The sequence below is a fragment of the Sphingomonas sp. NCPPB 2930 genome, from assembly GCF_042867205.1.
Lineage (GTDB): Bacteria > Pseudomonadota > Alphaproteobacteria > Sphingomonadales > Sphingomonadaceae > Sphingomonas.
Genome location: NZ_JBHZQU010000008.1, coordinates 13,934 through 30,824, shown reverse-complemented (window position 1 = coordinate 30,824; position 16,891 = coordinate 13,934). Strand labels below are relative to the sequence as shown.

Below are 16,891 nucleotides of genomic sequence, written 5' to 3'. Positions count from 1 at the left end.
TTTACCCCAAGGAGATTGGCAAAAACCGCATGGCCCGTATCGTGATGAAGTTCGGCGGCACCTCGATGGCCGGAATCGAGCGCATCCGCAACGTGGCGGCGCGGGTCAAACGCGAGGTGGAGGCTGGGCATCAGGTCGCGGTCGTCGTCTCCGCGATGGCGGGCGAGACCGACCGACTGGTCGGTTTCTGCCGCGAGGCCTCGTCGCTCTACGATCCCCAGGAATATGACGTCGTCGTCTCGGCGGGCGAACAGATCACCAGCGGGCTGCTGGCGATCACGCTCCAGGCGATGGGCGTCCCCGCCCGTTCGTGGCTGGGTTGGCAATTGCCGATCCATACCGACACGGCCTTCGCGAAGGCGCGCATCGGCGAGATCGACACGACCGCGCTCGACGAGAGCCTGGCGGCGGGCGTGGTCGCGGTGATTCCCGGCTTCCAGGGCGTGGCCGAGGGCAACCGGGTCACGACGCTGGGCCGCGGCGGTTCGGACACCAGCGCGGTCGCGGTGGCGGCGGCGATGAAGGCGGAGCGGTGCGACATCTACACCGATGTCGACGGCGTCTACACCACCGACCCCCGCATCGTGCCGCGTGCGCGGAAACTGTCGAAGGTCACCTATGAGGAGATGCTGGAACTCGCCAGCGTCGGCGCCAAGGTGCTCCAGACCCGCTCGGTGGGTCTGGCGATGAAGGAACAGGTGCGCGTGCGGGTGCTCAGCTCGTTCGACGACGCACGGGACGAAGACGGACATCGCGGCACGTTGATCGTGGGCGAAGAGGAAATCGACGATATGGAACGCCAGCTCATCACCGGCATCGCGCATGACAAGAACGAAGCCAAGATCACCCTGACCGCCGTGCCGGATCGGCCCGGTTCGGTGGGCGCGATCTTCGCGCCGCTCGCGGATGCAGGCATCAACGTGGACATGATCGTCCAGAACATCGCGCATTCGACCGGCTCGACCGACGTGACCTTCACGGTCCCCTCGGCCGACCTCGCCCGCACGCTGGACGTGCTGGAAAAGGCGAGCGGTGACATCGGTTATGCCAAGATGGTCCACGACACGCGAGTCGCCAAGATCTCGGTCGTCGGCGTCGGCATGCGCAGCCATGCGGGCGTGGCGTCGACCATGTTCCAGACGCTGGGTGCGCGCGGGATCAACATCCTCGCCATCACCACTTCGGAGATCAAGGTCAGCGTGCTGATCGAAGAGGATTATACCGAACTGGCGGTGCGCGTGCTGCACACCGCTTATGGTCTGGACGCCGAGGCGGCGTAACGACCCGACCGATGCCCCGTCGCCCCAGCGAAGGCTGGGGCCTCTGGCCCGGATATGATTCGGCCCGCCAAAGATCCCAGCCTTCGCTGGGATGACGGTTATGGGGTATGGGGTTCACGCGAAGCCGCTAAGACGCGAAGCGTATTCAGGAAGGTTGGTTCGCGCAGAGGCGCGGAGGGCGCAGAGGTGGCGTATCCGGCCGCTACTGAAGTCCTCCAACAACGGTCTGTTGGAGATTCGATTGCGCTGCCGCGCGCGAAACCTCTCTGCGTCCTCTGCGCCTCTGCGCGAACCTCTTCTTCTTCGCGTCATCGCGGCTTCGCGTGAACCAAATCTTGCCGTCCGCCGCGCTCCACGGCATGGAGCGCCGATGACCGACACCCTCACCACCACCACCGGCGAACAGCGTCTCGCCACCCGCATGGCGCGCGGCGCGGAATTTCTCGGCGCCGACATGGCGATCATGGCGGGTGCCATGTCCTGGGTGTCGGAGCGCAACCTCGTCTCCGCCATGTCCAATGCGGGCGGCTTCGGCGTGATCGCGTGCGGCGCGATGACGCCCGAACTGCTCGACACCGAAATCGCCGCGACCAAGGCGATGACCACGCGCCCCTTCGGCGTGAACCTGATCACCATGCACCCGCAGCTGTTCGACCTGATCGCGGTGTGCGGCCGTCACGGCGTCGGCCATGTCGTGCTCGCCGGCGGCCTGCCCCCCAAGGGCGCGCTGGAGGCGATCAAGGAGACGGGCGCGAAGGTCATCTGCTTCGCCCCCGCGCTCAGCCTCGCCAAGAAGCTGATCCGCTCGGGCGTCGATGCGCTGGTGATCGAGGGGATGGAAGCCGGCGGCCATATCGGCCCCGTCTCGACCAGCGTGCTGGCGCAGGAAATGCTGCCCGAGATCGCCGACCAAGTCCCCGTCTTTGTCGCGGGCGGTATCGGCCGGGGCGAGGCGATCGCCGCCTATCTCGACATGGGGGCGGCGGGCGTCCAGCTCGGCACGCGCTTCGTCTGCGCGACCGAATCGATCGCGCATCCCAATTTCAAGAAGGCGTTCATCCGCGCCTCCGCCCGCGACGCGGTGGCGAGCGTGCAGATCGATCCGCGCCTGCCGGTCATCCCGGTCCGCGCGCTCAAGAATGCGGGCGGCGAGCTGTTCACCGCCAAGCAGCGCGAAGTCGCCCAGTCGCTCGACGAGGGCAAGGTCGCGATGGCCGAGGCGCAGCTCCAGATCGAGCATTACTGGGCGGGTGCGCTGCGCCGCGCGGTGATCGAGGGCGATGTCGAGCATGGCAGCGTGATGGCGGGCCAGTCGGTCGGCATGGTCACGAAGGAAGAGCCGATCGCCGACATCCTGGCGCAACTGATGGCCGAGGCCGCCGCCGCGCTGGTCGCGCGCACGGCCTGATCCTCCCCGCGGCGGGGAGGATTTCCAACCCTCGGACATAAGGCTCGCTTCATCGCACGGGTTACGACGCGTTAACCTTGATTCGGCATGATGTCTCCAACAGCCGGGGGCGGGGTTTTCCGAGGATCAGGGTCATGGCGAGTTTGCGTGTTGTATCGGGTATCGCGATCGGTCTCTCGCTGGCGGGATGTACCGCGCGCGAGACCGCCAAGGTCGCGCCGCCGCCGGTGATGGTGCCCGCCCCGCCGCAGGTCGCGCGCGCCCCGCTGCCCCCCGGCGCCACGCCGGGGATGCGGATCCCCGCGCTGCTGCCCGACGGCAATTACGCCACGCCCAACCGTGCGCTGACCAGCGCGGCGACGATCTGGCATCTGCGCTCGGCGCTGAACGTCGCGGCGCTGGCCTGTCGCGGGCCCGACGAGGGGCTGATCGTCACCCGCTACAACACCATGCTGACCACGCGGAAGATCGCGCTGGCCGCCGCCGAGAAACGCTATTCGGCCGAATATCAGGCGCAGGGCGGCGACTGGCGCGACCGGTATGACGATGCGATGACCCGGCTGTACAATTTCTTCTCGACCACTCCGGTGCGCAAGGGCTTCTGCGCCGCCGCCGATGCGGTGCTCGCCGATATCAGCAGTGCGCCCACCGACGATTTCGAAACCGGCGCGGCGGCGCGGCTGGACCGGCTGGATGCGCCGTTCATCGCCTTCTTCCGCGCCTATGATGCGTGGCGCGCGGGGACGATGGTGCCGGTGCAGCGCACGACCGCGCCGCTCGCCATCGCCGCACAGGCCAATCCGCCGGTCGCGCAGGCCGGGGCGAGCGGCCCCGTGCTGTCGAGCCAGCCGGTCCCCGCCGCCAAGCCCTATGCGCCGCCGGTCATCAACCCGCCCTCGCTGAAGGTCGATTCCGCCGCGCTGCAATAAGCGCGGCTCACTCCGCGATCCAGAAGAGCGACTCGACCGGCCGACCCAAGGCGCATGCCAGTTTGAGCGCGAGTAGGGTCGATGGCTGGAAGACCCCGTTTTCCACCGTGTTGATCGTCTTGCGGCTGACCCCGATCGCCTCGGCGAGGCCGCCCTGGGTCAGCCCGGCGGCTTCGCGCGCGGCCTTCAGGTCGTTGCAAAGCGTCTCGTTCATCGGCTGGCACGCAGCTCCAGCGTGGAGAAGCATATCAGCGCGGCGATCAGCCCGGCGGTGATGACGATGCGGCCCGTCATGATCGCGTCGACAGGCTGGAATGTGGCCACCGTAATCGTCAGGGCAGAGGCTAGCAGCATCGCCCAAAAACCGGCGGCAAGGCTCGACCGTCGGTGATCGCGGGTCGTCTCGTCATTGAGTAGGGCCGCCATGCCGTTCCATTTCCAGAGCCGGAAGGGCGCGCTCGTCAGGTTGAGCGCGGCGGCACCGACCATGACGAACCAGGGAATGAGGCGGGTGGAAGCGCCATCGAGATGCTGGGGAGACGTCATGGCCGACATCAATAGGCAAAGCGCCAAAAGGTAGAAGACGATCGCCCGGTCTCGGGTCTTCCGCTCGGCCTTTTCCACCAGATTCATGACGACCTCCTGTAACCTATAGGTGTCATGTAACCCGTAGGTAACAGGCGAGCAAGTGCCTTCCTTCCCCCGGACGGATGGGTTAACGGGCGGTCACCATGACGGTGACGGACGACGACCAGCCGAGGGGCGGCCGCTTCGAGGGGCACGAGCATCGCTTTGCGGTGCGCGTCTATTTCGAGGATACCGACCTGTCGGGCGTGGTCTATCACGCCAACTATCTCCGCTACATGGAGCGCGCGCGCTCCGACATGCTGCGGGTCGCGGGGATCGACCAGCGCGCCGCGCATGAGGCGGGGCAGGGCGCCTATGCCGTCACCGACATCGCCATCCGCTATGCCGCCTCCGCGCGGCTCGACGACGATCTGGTCGTCACGTCGCGGCTGATCCAGGTCAGTGCGGTTCGCGTCGTCATTCATCAGACAGTCAGGTGCGGCGCGGTCATGCTGGCCGACGCGCGTGTGACCGTCGCATGGGTCGGCCCGAACGGCCGCCCGCGACGCCAGCCCGCCGACTGGATCGCCATCTACCAACGCCTTGTCTGGCAAGGGGACACCCAACACCCATGAATCCCGTCTTCAACATGGATGCCGCCAGTTTGTCGCCCGTCGCGCTGTTCCTCCACGCCGACTGGGTGGTGAAGTTCGTGATGATCGGACTTTTGCTGTCCAGCATCTGGACCTGGACGATCATCGTCGCCTTTTCGCGCAAGCTGGCGCGCACGAAGAAGGGCATGACCCGGTTCGAGCGCGATTTCTGGAAGGCGGAGGATATCGACGCCTTTCACCGGATGGAGCAGGACAGCGAACTGCCCTCCGCACGGGTCTTCTCGGCGGGCGTGCAGGAATGGCGTCGCTCGACCGCGGGCGGGCATATCGACCGCGACGGCACGCGCGAGCGGCTCGCCACCGCGATGGGGTCGGCGGTCGCGGGTGAGATCGACAAGCTGTCGGACCGGCTGAACGTGCTGGCGACGGTCGGCTCGGTCGCGCCGTTCGTCGGCCTGTTCGGCACCGTCTGGGGCATCATGCGCAGCTTCACCGGCATCGCGCAGGCGCAGAACACCTCGCTGGCGGTCGTGGCGCCCGGCATTTCGGAGGCGCTGTTCGCCACCGCCATCGGCCTGTTCGCCGCCATCCCGGCGGTGATCGCCTATAACCGGTTCAGCCACGGGGTGAACAAGGTGGAGGCGTCGCTCAACCGCTTTGCCGACGGGTTCCACACCACGCTCAGCCGCCAGCTCGACTCGGCACGCTGAAGGGGTACGGGCGATGGCCATGAACCTTCCCTCCCGCTCCGGCCGGGGGCGACGCGCGCCGATGGCGGACATCAACGTCACGCCCCTGGTCGACGTGATGCTGGTGCTGCTGATCATCTTCATGGTGACCGCGCCGCTGCTGACCACGGGCGTGCCGGTCAACCTGCCCGACAGCCGGGCCAAGGCGCTGGACCAGGACCAGAAGCCCGAGCAGATCGCTATCGACGAGCAGGGGCGGCTGTTCCTGAACGACGATGAGATCAGCGATGCCGACCTGCCCGCGCGGCTGGATGCGATCGCCGCGCGGAAAGGCGCCGATGGGCAGGCGCCGCAAATCTATCTGCGCGCCGACCGGGCGCTGGATTACGGCCGGGTGATGCGCGTCATGGGCGAGCTGAACCGCGCCGGGCTGAACCGCGTGTCGCTGGTCACCGTGGAAGGTGGCGCGGGCGAGGGAACGGGCCAGCGCTGATGGAGCGTGGCGAGCGGACGGGATTGGCGATAGCGGTCGCAGGGCATCTCGTCCTGTTCGGCCTGTTGTCGGTCGGCTTTCTGGCGACGCCGAACCCGGAAAAGCTGAAGGTCACGCCGATCGACATCTCGCTGGTCAAGGATGTCGCGCTGGACGCGGCGTCGCCCACCCCCAACCAGCAGGCCGCCCAGTCGATCGCCCCCGAAGAGGGCGCGCCGGAAGACGCGGCCCCCCCCGAGCCGGTCGAGGCCAAGCCCGCGCCGCAGCCTGGGCCGCCACCGCCCGCGCCCCAGCCGCAACCGCAGCCCAAGCCTCAACCCCGACCACAGCCGAAACCCGAACCGGCCAAGCCCGAGCCGCGTCCCGAGCCCAAGCCGCAACCCAAGCCCGCCCCCAGACCGGCGGAAAAGCCCAAGCCCAAACCGCCCGAGCCGCGCCCCAGGCCGCAACCGGCCAAGCCTGCGCCCGCCAGGCCCGCTCCGGCCAAGCCGACGCCAGCGGCCAAGCCCGCACCGGCGGCGCGGCCCAGCCGGTCGGAGGGCAAGCCCGCCGCGACCCGGCCGACCACCCCGGCGCGCGGCAGCGGCAAGAGCGAGACGGCGACCACGACCCGCCCGCGCGGCTCGCATCTGGGTGCCGACTTCCTGAAGGGGCTGTCGGCCGATCCGTCGCCCTCCAAGTCGCAGGCCGCACCCGCCGCCCGGATCGGAGCGCAGCAACTGGCGAACATCGCCTCGGCGATCCTGCGTCAGGTCCAGCCCTGTGCGAACCGTCAGGTGACGCCGGGGCCGGGCGCCGAGCGCATCCGCGTCGCGATCAACCTGCACCTCAACAAGGACGGCAGCCTGGCCGCCGCCCCGCGTGTGGTCGGGCATAGCGGTGTCGATGGCGAAAACGAACGCTATGTCGACCGGGTCGACGATCTGGCGATCGCCACCTTCAAAGGATGCTCGCCGCTGCGCGGGCTTCCCGCCGAGCTGTACGACGTGCCGGGCGGGTGGAGCAATTTCACGCTGCGCTACAAGTTGCCGGGTTGAGGATGGCCGGTCCGTCCTTTCGCCCACGTCCGGCGGTGGCCGCGCCCCCGAAAAAACGGGGCGTGGGATCGTTGGCATGATGACGACAGTTTTCAGAAACTGTCCATTGGATGACAGGCCGTCCGCGCTTTATGGAGCGCAAGGCGGCTGGAGCGACACGCGTTTCCGTTTCAGTTACCCGGGTTGAGGATCTGTTTATGCCCCGTTCCCTGCTGACCCTGCCGCTCACGCTGGCCCTGGCGGCCAGTGCCGTCGGCGCGCAGGACGTGCCCGCGCCCGCGCCCCAGGAACAGCCTGCGGCCCCCGCGCCCGCCGGGCAGCAGCCTGCGGCCGTGCCCGCCAATGGCCAGGAAGGGCTGGTCGTCGATGTCGAGGGCGGCATCTCCGCGCCGATGCCGATCGCGATCCCGGCGATGCCGACCAGCGCGGTGGTGCAGACGGCGGCGGGCACCACCGATGTCGTCGGGCAGGAACTGTCCAAGATCATCACCAACGACCTGCGCAATTCGGGGCTGTTCACGCCGGTCCCGCCCGCGCAGCTGCGCACCGTGTCCTTTCCGGAGGTGACCGCGCCCGCCTTCGACTATTGGAACGGCACCGGCGCGCAGGCGCTGGTCCAGGGCTATGTCCGCGCCAATGGCGACGGGACGCTGACGGTCGGCTGCTACCTCTATGACGTGCTGGCCAAGAGCGAGCTGGCGCGGCAGGGCTTCGTCGTGTCGCCGGGCGACTGGCGGCGGGCCGCGCACAAATGCGCCGACACCATCTATACCAAGCTGACCGGCGAAGGCCCCTATTTCGACAGCCGGATCGTCTATGTCTCCGAGACGGGGTCCAAGGCGCGGCGGATCAAGCGGCTGGCGATCATGGACCAGGACGGCGCCAATCACCGTTTCCTGACCAACGGCCAGTCGATCGTGCTGACCCCGCGCTTCGCGCCGAACCAGCAGTCGATCGTCTATATGTCCTATGTCGACAAGCGGCCCGCCATCTATGTCTATGACATCGGTTCGGGCCGTCAGCGGCTGGTGGTGCAGAATGCCGCGACGACCTTCGCGCCGCGCTTCTCGCCCGATGGCCGCTGGATCCTGTTCTCGATGGCGCAGGGCGGCAATACCGACATCTACCGCGTCTCGGCGCAAGGGGGCACGCCGCAGCGGCTGACCAACGCGCCCGGCATCGATACCGGCGGCAGCTATTCGCCCGACGGCTCCAAGATCGTGTTCGAAAGCGATCGTTCGGGCGGGCAGCAAATCTATGTCATGAACGCGGACGGTTCCAACCAGCAGCGGATCAGCTTCGGCGGCGGCCGCTATGCGACCCCGGTCTGGAGCCCGCGCGGCGACCTGATCGCCTTCACCAAGCTGGGCGGCGCGTTCCGCATCGGCATCATGAATCCCTCGGGCGGCGGCGAAAAGCTGCTGACCAACAGTTGGCAGGACGAGGGGCCGAGCTGGTCCCCCAATGGCCGCGTCATCACCTTCCAGCGCTCGACACAGGGGGCGTCGGGCAAGGCGGATGTGTGGATGGTCGACCTGACCGGGGTGAACGAACGTCGCATTCCGACGCCGCTCGACGGCTCGGACCCGGCCTGGGGGCCGTTGCGGCCGTAATGGGGTATAGGGGTTTCAGTTTCGGGGGCGAAACGAACCAAAAGGGAGTGACAGTCCAGTGACCAAGATCAAGACCACCCTGCTCGTCGCCACGATGGCGCTGGCCATCGCCGGTTGCGCCAAGAAGCGGCCCGCCGTCCTGCCGCCCGCGCCGGTCGACCAGAATGCGGCCACCGACCCCAATGCGGGCCAGACCACCCCGACCGACGGCGCGATCGTCCCCGGCTCGGACGCCGACTTCAAGCGTTCGGTGACGTCGAACACCATCCATTTCGGGCTCGATCAATATGATATCGACCCCGAGTCGCGCGCGATCCTGGACAGCCAGGCGGCCTGGCTTCAGCGCTATCCCAATGTCCGCATCACCATCGAGGGGCATTGCGACGAGCGCGGCACGCGCGAATATAATCTCGCGCTGGGCGATCGTCGTGCGAACGCGGCCAAGAATTATCTGGCGGCGCGCGGCATCTCGCCCGACCGGATGAACGTCATCAGCTATGGCAAGGAACGCCCGATCGCGCTCGGCTCGGACGAGGCGAGCTATGCGCAGAACCGCCGCGCGGTGACCGTGGTCCTGAGCTGACGATCGTCATTCCTCCCCAAGCATAGCTTGGGGAGGAATGGGGTGCGGTCGGCGCCGTACCCCAAAACCTCCGTTCAGCCTGAGCGAAGTCGAAGGCCACGGGACTCGGCATGGTCCGGGCGTGCACTTCGACTTCGCTCAGTGCGAACGGCTGGCGGGATTATCCGCGAAACGCGCTGTTCAGCAGCTTCGCCAGCCGCAACCCGCCCCGCTTCACCTGCTCGCGCTCGACCGGGGCCATCGCCCGGATCGCGGCGTCATCCATCGTCATATGCGCCGGCGTCGGCTGGCAGGGATTGCCGCCCATCGCGGCGGCATAGGCGCGCTTGGCGACCGCCCAGTTCTCGCGGCTCCAGGCCATCACGCCGCCCGCCGCCTCGCGCCGCCGCTCGGCCGCCGGATAGGCGCGGACCAATTTGGGGGGCGTCGAGATCGCCCGCTCGGCGAGCAGCCCGTCCCAGATCGAATGCAGGTTCAGCCGCGCGGTCGCATAGTCGCCATAATCGACATGGGTGTCGTTGCCGCCCTTGTCGCCCTTGTCCCCGGCATGGAGCGGCTGGTGCAGGTCGCCGACGAAGTGGACGAGGAAGGCCAGCGCCATCACCCGGTCCTTATCGCTGGCGCGCTTGTCCTTCAGGATCGCGAGCTGGCGCGGGATCTGCGCCGATACGCAGTCCCCGCTGTCGCAGGCGGGGGGCAGGCGAAAGGGCTGGCAGATGTCCACATTCTGATAATGCCAGCTATAGGCATAGCCGAAGCGCGACTTGCCGTTTTCGTCCTTCAGCGGCTTGACGCAATCGGGCCAGACGCTGGCCTCCTCGATCGTCCGGACCGGGCAGCTCGGCGTGTCGAGCTCGCCTTGCGCGCGCAGGATCCGGCGGATTTCGGCGCGGGCATGCGGGGTGATGTTGGCCCAGGCGATGGCCGCCACCGTCTGATGTCCATAGTCCCAATAGGCGGCGGCGGGGGAGGCGAGGAACGACGCCGCGATCATCGCGACGAACAGGCGCAAGTGCTTCATGACGCGGGTTTTATCCCTCGTCGGCGTAGATCGCCACCCTGTGTTCGCCGCCACTCGTCGCACGGCCGCGATACATGCCCGCGGTCGTCATGCTCCAGGCGATCGCGCCATCGGGCCCGGCCAGGATGGTGCCGCCGGTGCCGCCCAGTGCCTTCACCTCGGCCAGCACCGTGTCGGCGGCGGCCTGGAGGCTGTCGCCGGTGAAGCGGCGGCGCGCGGCGATCTCATGCCCCACGCCGACGCGGATGAAGACCTCGCCCGAGCCGGTGCACGACACCGCACAGGCGCGGTCGTCGGCATAGGTGCCCGCGCCGATCAGCGGCGAATCGCCGATCCGGCCCCAGCGCTTGCCCGTCACCCCGCCGGTCGAGGTGGCGGCGGCGACATGGCCCCGCGCGTCGCAGGCGACCGCGCCGACCGTGCCGTACTTCATGTCGCTGTCGAACGCATCGGCGCCGCGCGACAGCAGCTCGTCGAGCTGGCGGCGACGCTCGTCGGTGTGGAACCAGGCGGGGTCGACCTGCTCCAGCCCCTGGTCGACCGCGAATCGGTCCGCGCCCTGCCCGGCCAGCAGGACATGCGGGCTGGCCTCCATGATCTTGCGCGCCAGCGTCACCGGGTTGCGGGTCCGCGTCACCCCCGCGACCGAGCCCGCCTGCCGGTCGCGCCCGTCCATGATCGCGGCGTCGAGTTCGTTGGTGCCGTGCTGCGTGAAGCAGGCACCGCGCCCGGCGTTGAAATGGGGATCGTCCTCCAGGACGCGCACGGCCGCCTCGACCGCGTCCAGCGCGCTGCCGCCCTCCGCCAGCACCGCCGAGCCGGCCCTCAGCGCGGCGTCGAGCCCGGCGCGTGCTCCGGCATCCTGTTCGGGGGTCAGGACGTCGCGGGTGATCCGGCCCGCGCCGCCATGGATGACCAGCGACCAGGATGCGGACATGGGGAAACTCCGATACTTGAAGGGGACAGGCTTTGCGCCCGAGCCCCTATCAGATCGTCGCTTTCCCGCCATCCCCCGGACGCAGCCCGATCAGCGGGCGGAGCCAGCGCAGCTTGCGGCCGACCAGATAAAAGGCCCAGCAGCCCGCCACCGTCGCCGCCACCAGGATCGCGGCATCGACCGCCAGCGGCCAGCCCAGCCTGCGCAGGCCCAGCGCGACGAGGATGATGATCGTCTGGTGGATCAGATAGAAGGGGAAGACCGCCTCGGTCAGCGTGCGGCGCCACGGATGGTCGCGGTTCCAGAAACGCTCGGCCAGCCCGATCAGCGCGACGACCGCCATCCAGCCCTGCACCGCGCGTGCGCCCGCAAAGACGGTGCCCAGCCCCGCGGGTGCGCCCGCCAGCCCCGGCCAGCGCCACTCCAGCGCGGCGGCAACCGCATAGCTGGCCAGCGCGATGGCCGCCGCGACGATCCAGCCGCGCCGGAAACTGTCCAGCACTCGCTCCGATCCCGCCATGCCGAAGCCGAAGAGCAGCGCGGGGAAATAGATGGCATGCGCCAGCCAGTCGTCGATCAGGCCATGCGTCTCCAGCCCGCCGGGGAACAGGCGAATATCGACCAGCAACAGCCACAGCACCGGCAGCACCGCGCCGCCCCATCCGCCGAACACCCGGTCGAACAGCGCCTGCGCCCTGCCGCCGAACCGGCCGCCCACCGCCAGCAGCATCGCCACCGCCATGGTATAGACCCACAGATAGGCGACGAACCACAGATGGTTCCAGGCGGGCGTCGGCACCACCCCGCCGATCAGCCGGAAGCCCAGCCAGTCGTGCAGCCAGAAGGTCGCATAGGAGCCCGGATAGCCATATTTGCTGACCAGCTCGGCCCAGATCTGCGGCGGCACCAGCACCGCGATCCCGAACGCCAGCGGGACGAGCAGCCGGATGCTCCGCCCCCGCGCGAAGCTGGCGATCGAGGGATGCCGGACCGCCAGTGCGCGGGTCGCATAGCCCGATACGACGAACAGCAGCATCAGCCGCCACGGATTGCTCGCCAGCATCGGGATCGCGACCCAGGGCAGCCGGGCGAGCTGCACATGGAAGCCCCACGGCACGAAGACCATGCCGATATGATAGAGGATCAGGATGGCGAAGGCGCCGATGCGCAGCCAGTCGAGTCCGTAATGGCGGGGGATGGGGGCGGCGACGGTCATTCTTTGCCCGGTCTGGTACAGCACTGACTTTGAACCGCAACGCGCTTGCGCGTATATAGGGCCCATGTCCATTCGTCCCTGGCGAGACATCGTCCGCCGCCAAAGCCGTCAGATCATGGTGGGCCAAGTGCCCGTGGGCGGCGACGCCCCCGTCACCGTGCAGACCATGACCAACACGCCGACCAGCGATCCGGTCGCCACGATCAACCAGATCCGGCGCTGCGAAGAGGCGGGGGCGGACATCATCCGCGTCTCCTGCCCCGACACCGATTCGACCGCCGCGCTGGCCAAGATCACCAAGGCGGCGCGCGTGCCGATCGTCGCCGACATCCATTTCCACTATAAGCGCGCGCTGGAAGCCGCCGATGCGGGCGCGGCCTGCCTGCGCATCAATCCGGGCAATATCGGATCGTCCGAGCGCGTCGCCGAGGTCGTCCGCGCGGCCAAGGCCAATGGCTGCGCCATCCGCATCGGCGTGAATGCCGGTAGCCTCGAGAAGGACCTGCTCGAAAAATATGGCGAGCCCTGTCCCGAGGCGCTGGTCGAATCGGCGCTCGACCATATCAAGCTGCTCCAGGACCATGATTTCCACGAATATAAGGTCGCGGTGAAGGCGTCCGACGTCTTCCTGGCGGTGGCGGCCTATCAGGGGCTGGCCGAGGCGACCGACTGCCCGCTGCATCTGGGCATCACCGAGGCGGGCGGGCTGATCGGCGGGACGGTCAAGTCCTCGATCGGCATCGGTTCGCTCCTCTGGTTCGGGATTGGCGACACGATCCGCGTCTCGCTCTCGGCCGAGCCCGAGGAAGAGGTGCGCGTCGGCTTCGAGATCCTGAAGGCGCTGGGCATCCGCAATCGCGGCGTGCGCGTCGTGTCCTGCCCGTCCTGCGCGCGCCAGGGCTTCGACGTGATCCGCACCGTGCAGGTGCTGGAGGAACGGCTCCAGCACATCCGCACGCCCATGTCGCTGTCGGTGCTGGGCTGCGTGGTCAACGGTCCTGGCGAAGCGCGCGAGACCGATATCGGCGTGACCGGCGGCGGCAATGGCAAGCACATGGTCTATCTGTCGGGGCTGACCGATCATACGGTCGAGGACGCCGACATGGTCGATCATATCGTCAAGCTGGTCGAGGCGAAGGCCGCCGAACTCGAAGCGGCGGACGTCGCCAAGACGGCGATCGCGGCGGAATGATCCGGGCCCATTCCTCTCCTTGCGGGGTGGGAATGGGTTTCGTTACGATGCGGGCATGACCGTCCTCCGTATCGCCGCCGCCCTGATCGAAGACGGAGGCGGGCGCATCCTGCTGGTGCGCAAGGCGGGCACCCGCTGGTTCATGCAGGCGGGCGGCAAGATCGAACCCGGCGAGGACGCCGCCGCCGCGCTGATCCGCGAACTGGACGAGGAGATCGGGCTGACGGTCGCCCAATCGGCGCTGCGCCCGATCGGGCGATTCTCGGCGGCGGCGGCCAATGAGCCGGGGCACCGCGTCGACGCCACGGTCTTTCACCTGACCGTCGACCATGACCCGGTGCCCGCCGCCGAGATCGAGGAGGCGATCTGGGTCGATGGCCGCTCGGTCGAAACCCTGCCGCTGGCACCGTTGCTTCGTGACCATATCCTGCCATGGTGGCGGGGCGGCACGGGCAGGGGGGAATGACATGCGGCGGGGCGTGGCGATGATGGCGAGCGCGTTGATCCTGTCGGGTTGCGTCACGACCACGACCGAGAAGCCGTTGCTGACCAAAAAGGTCTTTTATCGCCTATCGAAAGCCTGCGGTGTGACGCCGACCCATTTCGGCAAATTGCGCAACGGTATGCCTTATGTCGATCTGGTCTATCATGACGCGGCGGCAGCGACCGAGGATCATGCCGCGCCCAGTATCGAATGCATGGACCGGGGTCTGAAGCGCTATCGTTACGATCATTATGGAATCGTTGCCGATCCGCCCGAGCCGGAGGATTGAGGGCCTATAGCCGCAGGCCCAGCCGAACCCCCGCCCCGGCATCGGGGGCACCCCGGCTGACCCCGGCGCTGCCCTGGATGCCCAGCGACAGGCGCTGCGACAGTGCGGTGTCCAGCCCCGCGCCGATCTCCTGCCGGTCGGCGCTCTGGTCGCTGGCGCGCGAGGCATAGTTGTACGAGACGCTGACCTCGCTCGCCTTGCCCATGCGGACCGCCACGCCGCCCCGCGCGCTGGTCACGTCGCGCAGGGCATAGCCGTCGGGCTGCCCGACAAAGCTGTGGCCGATCGCGGCAAAGGGCGTGACCTTGCCGGGCACCGCGGCTTCCGCCCCGATCGAATAATCGGTCTTGCCCGTCCCCAGGCCGCGCGAGGCCGAGGCGGTGGGCAGCTTGGCGCTGCCGGTCAGGGCCAGCGCCAGATGGTGCGGGCGCGGCTCGACCAGCTGGACCGACGCCCCCACCACCGCATCGCCCAGCCCGCTGCGCCGGACGCGCGTGGCCGGGCGGGTGGGGTCGACGAAGATGGGCAGGCCCAGCGGCCCGCCGGGCGCGACGACATTGCCCGGCGCGTCCACCTGCACAACCGGCAGCGCGGCGAACACCGTCACCCGCTTGCGCTTGGCCCGCAGGCCCAGCGACGTGCTGGCGGTATCCACACGCTGTCCGGTGCCATAGCGGCCCGAGGCATAGTCCGCCCCGACCGTCGCGGTGACCTGCGCCCCCGCCGGTGCCGCCAGCATCATGGCCAGACCCGTCGCCATCCATGCCGTCTTCATGCCCGTCATCCCTTTTTGCATCGGTGTTTGCGGGGGCAACGGATGCGGGGTGGGATTTCATCCGATCATCGGCGCAGCCTCACCCTTCCGTCGGGAGAAGGCGGCAATCGGCTCCTCTCGCCTTTCGGGGCCGTCCCCGTTATCGCCACGGGCATGAGCGCGCGCACGTCCCCCGTCATCGCCTTCGGCGCCGCGGCGCTGGGCATCGCCATCTATTCGGTGATGGACACGCTGATGAAGCGGCTGTCGATCGACAGCGGCGCCTATAGCGCGGTGCTGTGGCGGTCCTGGGTCGGGGTGGTGTTGACCGGCGCGCTGTTTCTGGCGCGGGGCGGGCGCTGGCCGGGGCGGCAGGCGCTGGCCCTGCATGTCGCGCGCGGTGCGACCGGGGGGGCGTCGGTGTTGCTGTTCTTCTGGGGGCTGGCGCGGGTGCCGATGGCGCAGAGCATCGCGCTGACCTTTCTCGCGCCGCTGATCGCGCTGTTCCTGGCGGCCTTCACGCTGGGCGAGCGAATCCGGCGCGCGGCGATCCTGGGTTCGCTGATCGCGGGCGTCGGGGTGCTGGTGATCGCGGCGGGCGAGGTGCAGGCGCAGGCCTCGACCGAGACGGTGCTGGGCTCGCTGGCGATCCTCGCTGCCTCGATCCTCTATGCGGTCAGCCTGGTGCTGCTGCGGCGGCAGGCGCAGGTGGCGGGGCCGGTCGAGGTCGCGCTGTTCACCATGCTGGTGATCGCGGTGCTGATGCTGCCCGCCGCGCCCTTCGTCTCGGGCTGGCCCGCCACGGCGCAATGGCCCGCCATCGTCGTCGCGGCGGCGCTGGGCAGCCTGTCGGCGCTGCTGCTCGCCTGGGCCTATGCGCGGGCGGAGGCCCAGATCCTTGCGCCGGTCGAATATACCGCCTTCGTCTGGGCCGCGCTGCTCGGCTATGCGGTGTTCGGCGAGCGCGTGTCGCCGTTCACGCTGGTCGGGGCGGCGGCGATCATCGGGGGCTGCGTCGTCGCGGTGCGGCGGCCCGGGCCGGGGCCGCACAGCGAGGCGGGACTATGACGACGACCATCCGGGCCGCCCGGCCCAGCGATACCGCGACCATCCTGGGCTTCGTGCGCGAACTGGCGGCGTTCGAGCGCGAGCCCGATGCCGTCCACGCCACCGAGCCGATGCTGGCGGCGGCGCTGTTCGGCGAACGCCCCGCCGCCGAGGCGGTGATCGCCGAGCGTGACGGCATAGCGATCGGCTTTGCGCTGTTCTTCGCCAATTTCTCGACCTGGACCGGACGGCGCGGCCTGTATCTGGAGGACCTCTACGTCACGCCCACCGCGCGCGGGGGCGGGGTGGGCAAGGCGCTGCTGGTCCATCTGGCAGGGATTGCGCGCGATCGGGGCTGGGCGCGGTTCGAATGGTCGGTGCTCGACTGGAACACGCCGGCGGTCGAATTCTACCGCGCGATGGGCGCGCAGCCGATGGCGGAATGGACGGTGCAGCGCGTGTCGGGCGAGGCGCTGGAGAAACTGGCGGGGCGGTGATCGGGTTCCCGCGGAGGCGCGCCTCGCTATGTCGTCTCGGGCTGATTGTTCGGAAATAGGAGGTGCGGCAGGCAAGACACCTCCGCGTTCTCCGCGCCTCCGCGCGAACCATTCTTCCTGCCCGCCGCACCCTCTCCGCTCCGTTCAGCCTGAGCGAAGTCGAAGGCCAAGGCCAAGGCCAAGGGATTGCCGTCGCCAAGCCGCGCGCATGGTGCGTGCGCTTCGACTTCGCTCAGCGTGA

Annotated in this window: 20 protein-coding genes; 14 read left to right on the top strand and 6 right to left on the bottom strand. The window is 68.6% G+C overall.

All coding sequences use genetic code 11. The features are described 5' to 3' along the window. Positions 1-29 precede the first annotated feature (29 nt). From ACFX59_RS10815 to ACFX59_RS10805, 3 genes are all read left to right on the top strand, one after another. Complete coding sequence (locus ACFX59_RS10815) at positions 30-1,280, top strand: aspartate kinase (RefSeq protein WP_294233037.1); 1,251 nt, start codon at positions 30-32, stop codon at positions 1,278-1,280. Between the two features lie 370 nt (positions 1,281-1,650). Next, positions 1,651-2,688: an NAD(P)H-dependent flavin oxidoreductase gene (locus ACFX59_RS10810; RefSeq protein ID WP_387432251.1), complete on the top strand. Its 1,038-nt coding sequence runs from the start codon at positions 1,651-1,653 to the stop codon at positions 2,686-2,688. 134 nt (positions 2,689-2,822) lie between these two features. Next, on the top strand, positions 2,823-3,617 hold the full coding sequence (locus ACFX59_RS10805) for a hypothetical protein (protein WP_387432250.1): 795 nt from the start codon (positions 2,823-2,825) through the stop codon (positions 3,615-3,617). A gap of 7 nt (positions 3,618-3,624) precedes the next feature. On the opposite strand, the gene ACFX59_RS10800 is transcribed toward ACFX59_RS10805, so the two are convergent. Together ACFX59_RS10800 and ACFX59_RS10795 are read right to left on the bottom strand one after the other, a co-directional pair. Continuing rightward, entirely contained in the window at positions 3,625-3,831 is a 207-nt protein-coding gene (locus tag ACFX59_RS10800; protein WP_387432248.1) for a helix-turn-helix transcriptional regulator, read from the bottom strand. Next, entirely contained in the window at positions 3,828-4,250 is a 423-nt protein-coding gene (locus ACFX59_RS10795; RefSeq protein ID WP_387432247.1) for a hypothetical protein, read from the bottom strand. Before ACFX59_RS10795 ends, ACFX59_RS10800 begins: the two co-directional genes overlap by 4 nt. A gap of 98 nt (positions 4,251-4,348) precedes the next feature. On the opposite strand from ACFX59_RS10795, the gene ACFX59_RS10790 reads away from it, so the two are divergent. From ACFX59_RS10790 to pal, 6 genes are all read left to right on the top strand, one after another. Then, positions 4,349-4,819, top strand: coding sequence for a YbgC/FadM family acyl-CoA thioesterase (locus tag ACFX59_RS10790; protein WP_307101465.1), 471 nt, complete (start codon positions 4,349-4,351; stop codon positions 4,817-4,819). Beyond that, positions 4,816-5,508, top strand: coding sequence for a protein TolQ (gene tolQ / locus ACFX59_RS10785; RefSeq protein WP_307101463.1), 693 nt, complete (start codon positions 4,816-4,818; stop codon positions 5,506-5,508). Before ACFX59_RS10790 ends, tolQ begins: the two co-directional genes overlap by 4 nt. Before the next feature lie 13 nt (positions 5,509-5,521). Beyond that, positions 5,522-5,980, top strand: a complete 459-nt coding sequence (tolR, locus tag ACFX59_RS10780; protein ID WP_309690900.1) for a protein TolR — start codon at positions 5,522-5,524, stop codon at positions 5,978-5,980. Next, positions 5,980-7,017 carry a cell envelope integrity protein TolA gene (locus ACFX59_RS10775; protein WP_387432245.1) on the top strand — a complete coding sequence of 346 codons (1,038 nt, stop codon included), beginning with the start codon at positions 5,980-5,982 and terminating at the stop codon, positions 7,015-7,017. Before tolR ends, ACFX59_RS10775 begins: the two co-directional genes overlap by 1 nt. A 197-nt stretch (positions 7,018-7,214) precedes the next feature. Continuing rightward, positions 7,215-8,630, top strand: a complete 1,416-nt coding sequence (tolB, locus tag ACFX59_RS10770) for a Tol-Pal system beta propeller repeat protein TolB (protein ID WP_387432244.1) — start codon at positions 7,215-7,217, stop codon at positions 8,628-8,630. A 58-nt stretch (positions 8,631-8,688) separates the two neighbouring features. Further along, complete coding sequence (gene pal / locus ACFX59_RS10765) at positions 8,689-9,213, top strand: peptidoglycan-associated lipoprotein Pal (protein ID WP_307101455.1); 525 nt, start codon at positions 8,689-8,691, stop codon at positions 9,211-9,213. A gap of 160 nt (positions 9,214-9,373) precedes the next feature. Here pal and ACFX59_RS10760 read toward each other — a convergent pair whose 3' ends face one another. From ACFX59_RS10760 to ACFX59_RS10750, 3 genes are read right to left on the bottom strand one after another with little or no spacing between them, the layout of a single operon-like run. Beyond that, complete coding sequence (locus tag ACFX59_RS10760) at positions 9,374-10,234, bottom strand: S1/P1 nuclease (protein WP_387432242.1); 861 nt, start codon at positions 10,232-10,234, stop codon at positions 9,374-9,376. A 10-nt stretch (positions 10,235-10,244) separates the two neighbouring features. Then, positions 10,245-11,171, bottom strand: coding sequence for an isoaspartyl peptidase/L-asparaginase family protein (locus tag ACFX59_RS10755; protein WP_387432241.1), 927 nt, complete (start codon positions 11,169-11,171; stop codon positions 10,245-10,247). A gap of 49 nt (positions 11,172-11,220) precedes the next feature. After that, positions 11,221-12,387: an acyltransferase gene (locus ACFX59_RS10750; protein ID WP_387432240.1), complete on the bottom strand. Its 1,167-nt coding sequence runs from the start codon at positions 12,385-12,387 to the stop codon at positions 11,221-11,223. Positions 12,388-12,451: 64 nt separating this feature from the next. On the opposite strand from ACFX59_RS10750, the gene ispG reads away from it, so the two are divergent. The 3 genes from ispG to ACFX59_RS10735 are packed head-to-tail and all read left to right on the top strand — an operon-like array spanning position 12,452 to position 14,352. Continuing rightward, positions 12,452-13,579 carry a flavodoxin-dependent (E)-4-hydroxy-3-methylbut-2-enyl-diphosphate synthase gene (ispG, locus tag ACFX59_RS10745; protein ID WP_387432239.1) on the top strand — a complete coding sequence of 376 codons (1,128 nt, stop codon included), beginning with the start codon at positions 12,452-12,454 and terminating at the stop codon, positions 13,577-13,579. 55 nt (positions 13,580-13,634) lie between these two features. Continuing rightward, positions 13,635-14,045, top strand: a complete 411-nt coding sequence (locus ACFX59_RS10740) for an NUDIX domain-containing protein (RefSeq protein ID WP_387432238.1) — start codon at positions 13,635-13,637, stop codon at positions 14,043-14,045. A gap of 1 nt (position 14,046) precedes the next feature. After that, on the top strand, positions 14,047-14,352 hold the full coding sequence (locus tag ACFX59_RS10735; RefSeq protein ID WP_387432236.1) for a hypothetical protein: 306 nt from the start codon (positions 14,047-14,049) through the stop codon (positions 14,350-14,352). Between the two features lie 4 nt (positions 14,353-14,356). Here the strand turns inward: ACFX59_RS10735 and ACFX59_RS10730 are convergent, their stop codons facing one another. Then, the gene (locus tag ACFX59_RS10730; protein WP_354296831.1) at positions 14,357-15,127 is read right to left on the bottom strand and encodes a transporter; all 771 of its coding nucleotides are present in this window, start codon (positions 15,125-15,127) and stop codon (positions 14,357-14,359) included. Between the two features lie 153 nt (positions 15,128-15,280). On the opposite strand from ACFX59_RS10730, the gene ACFX59_RS10725 reads away from it, so the two are divergent. After that, on the top strand, positions 15,281-16,174 hold the full coding sequence (locus ACFX59_RS10725; RefSeq protein WP_387432234.1) for a DMT family transporter: 894 nt from the start codon (positions 15,281-15,283) through the stop codon (positions 16,172-16,174). Next, positions 16,171-16,650 (top strand): GNAT family N-acetyltransferase, encoded by a 480-nt coding sequence (locus ACFX59_RS10720; RefSeq protein WP_387432232.1) that lies wholly within the window; start codon positions 16,171-16,173, stop codon positions 16,648-16,650. Before ACFX59_RS10725 ends, ACFX59_RS10720 begins: the two co-directional genes overlap by 4 nt. Positions 16,651-16,891: the final 241 nt, after the last annotated feature.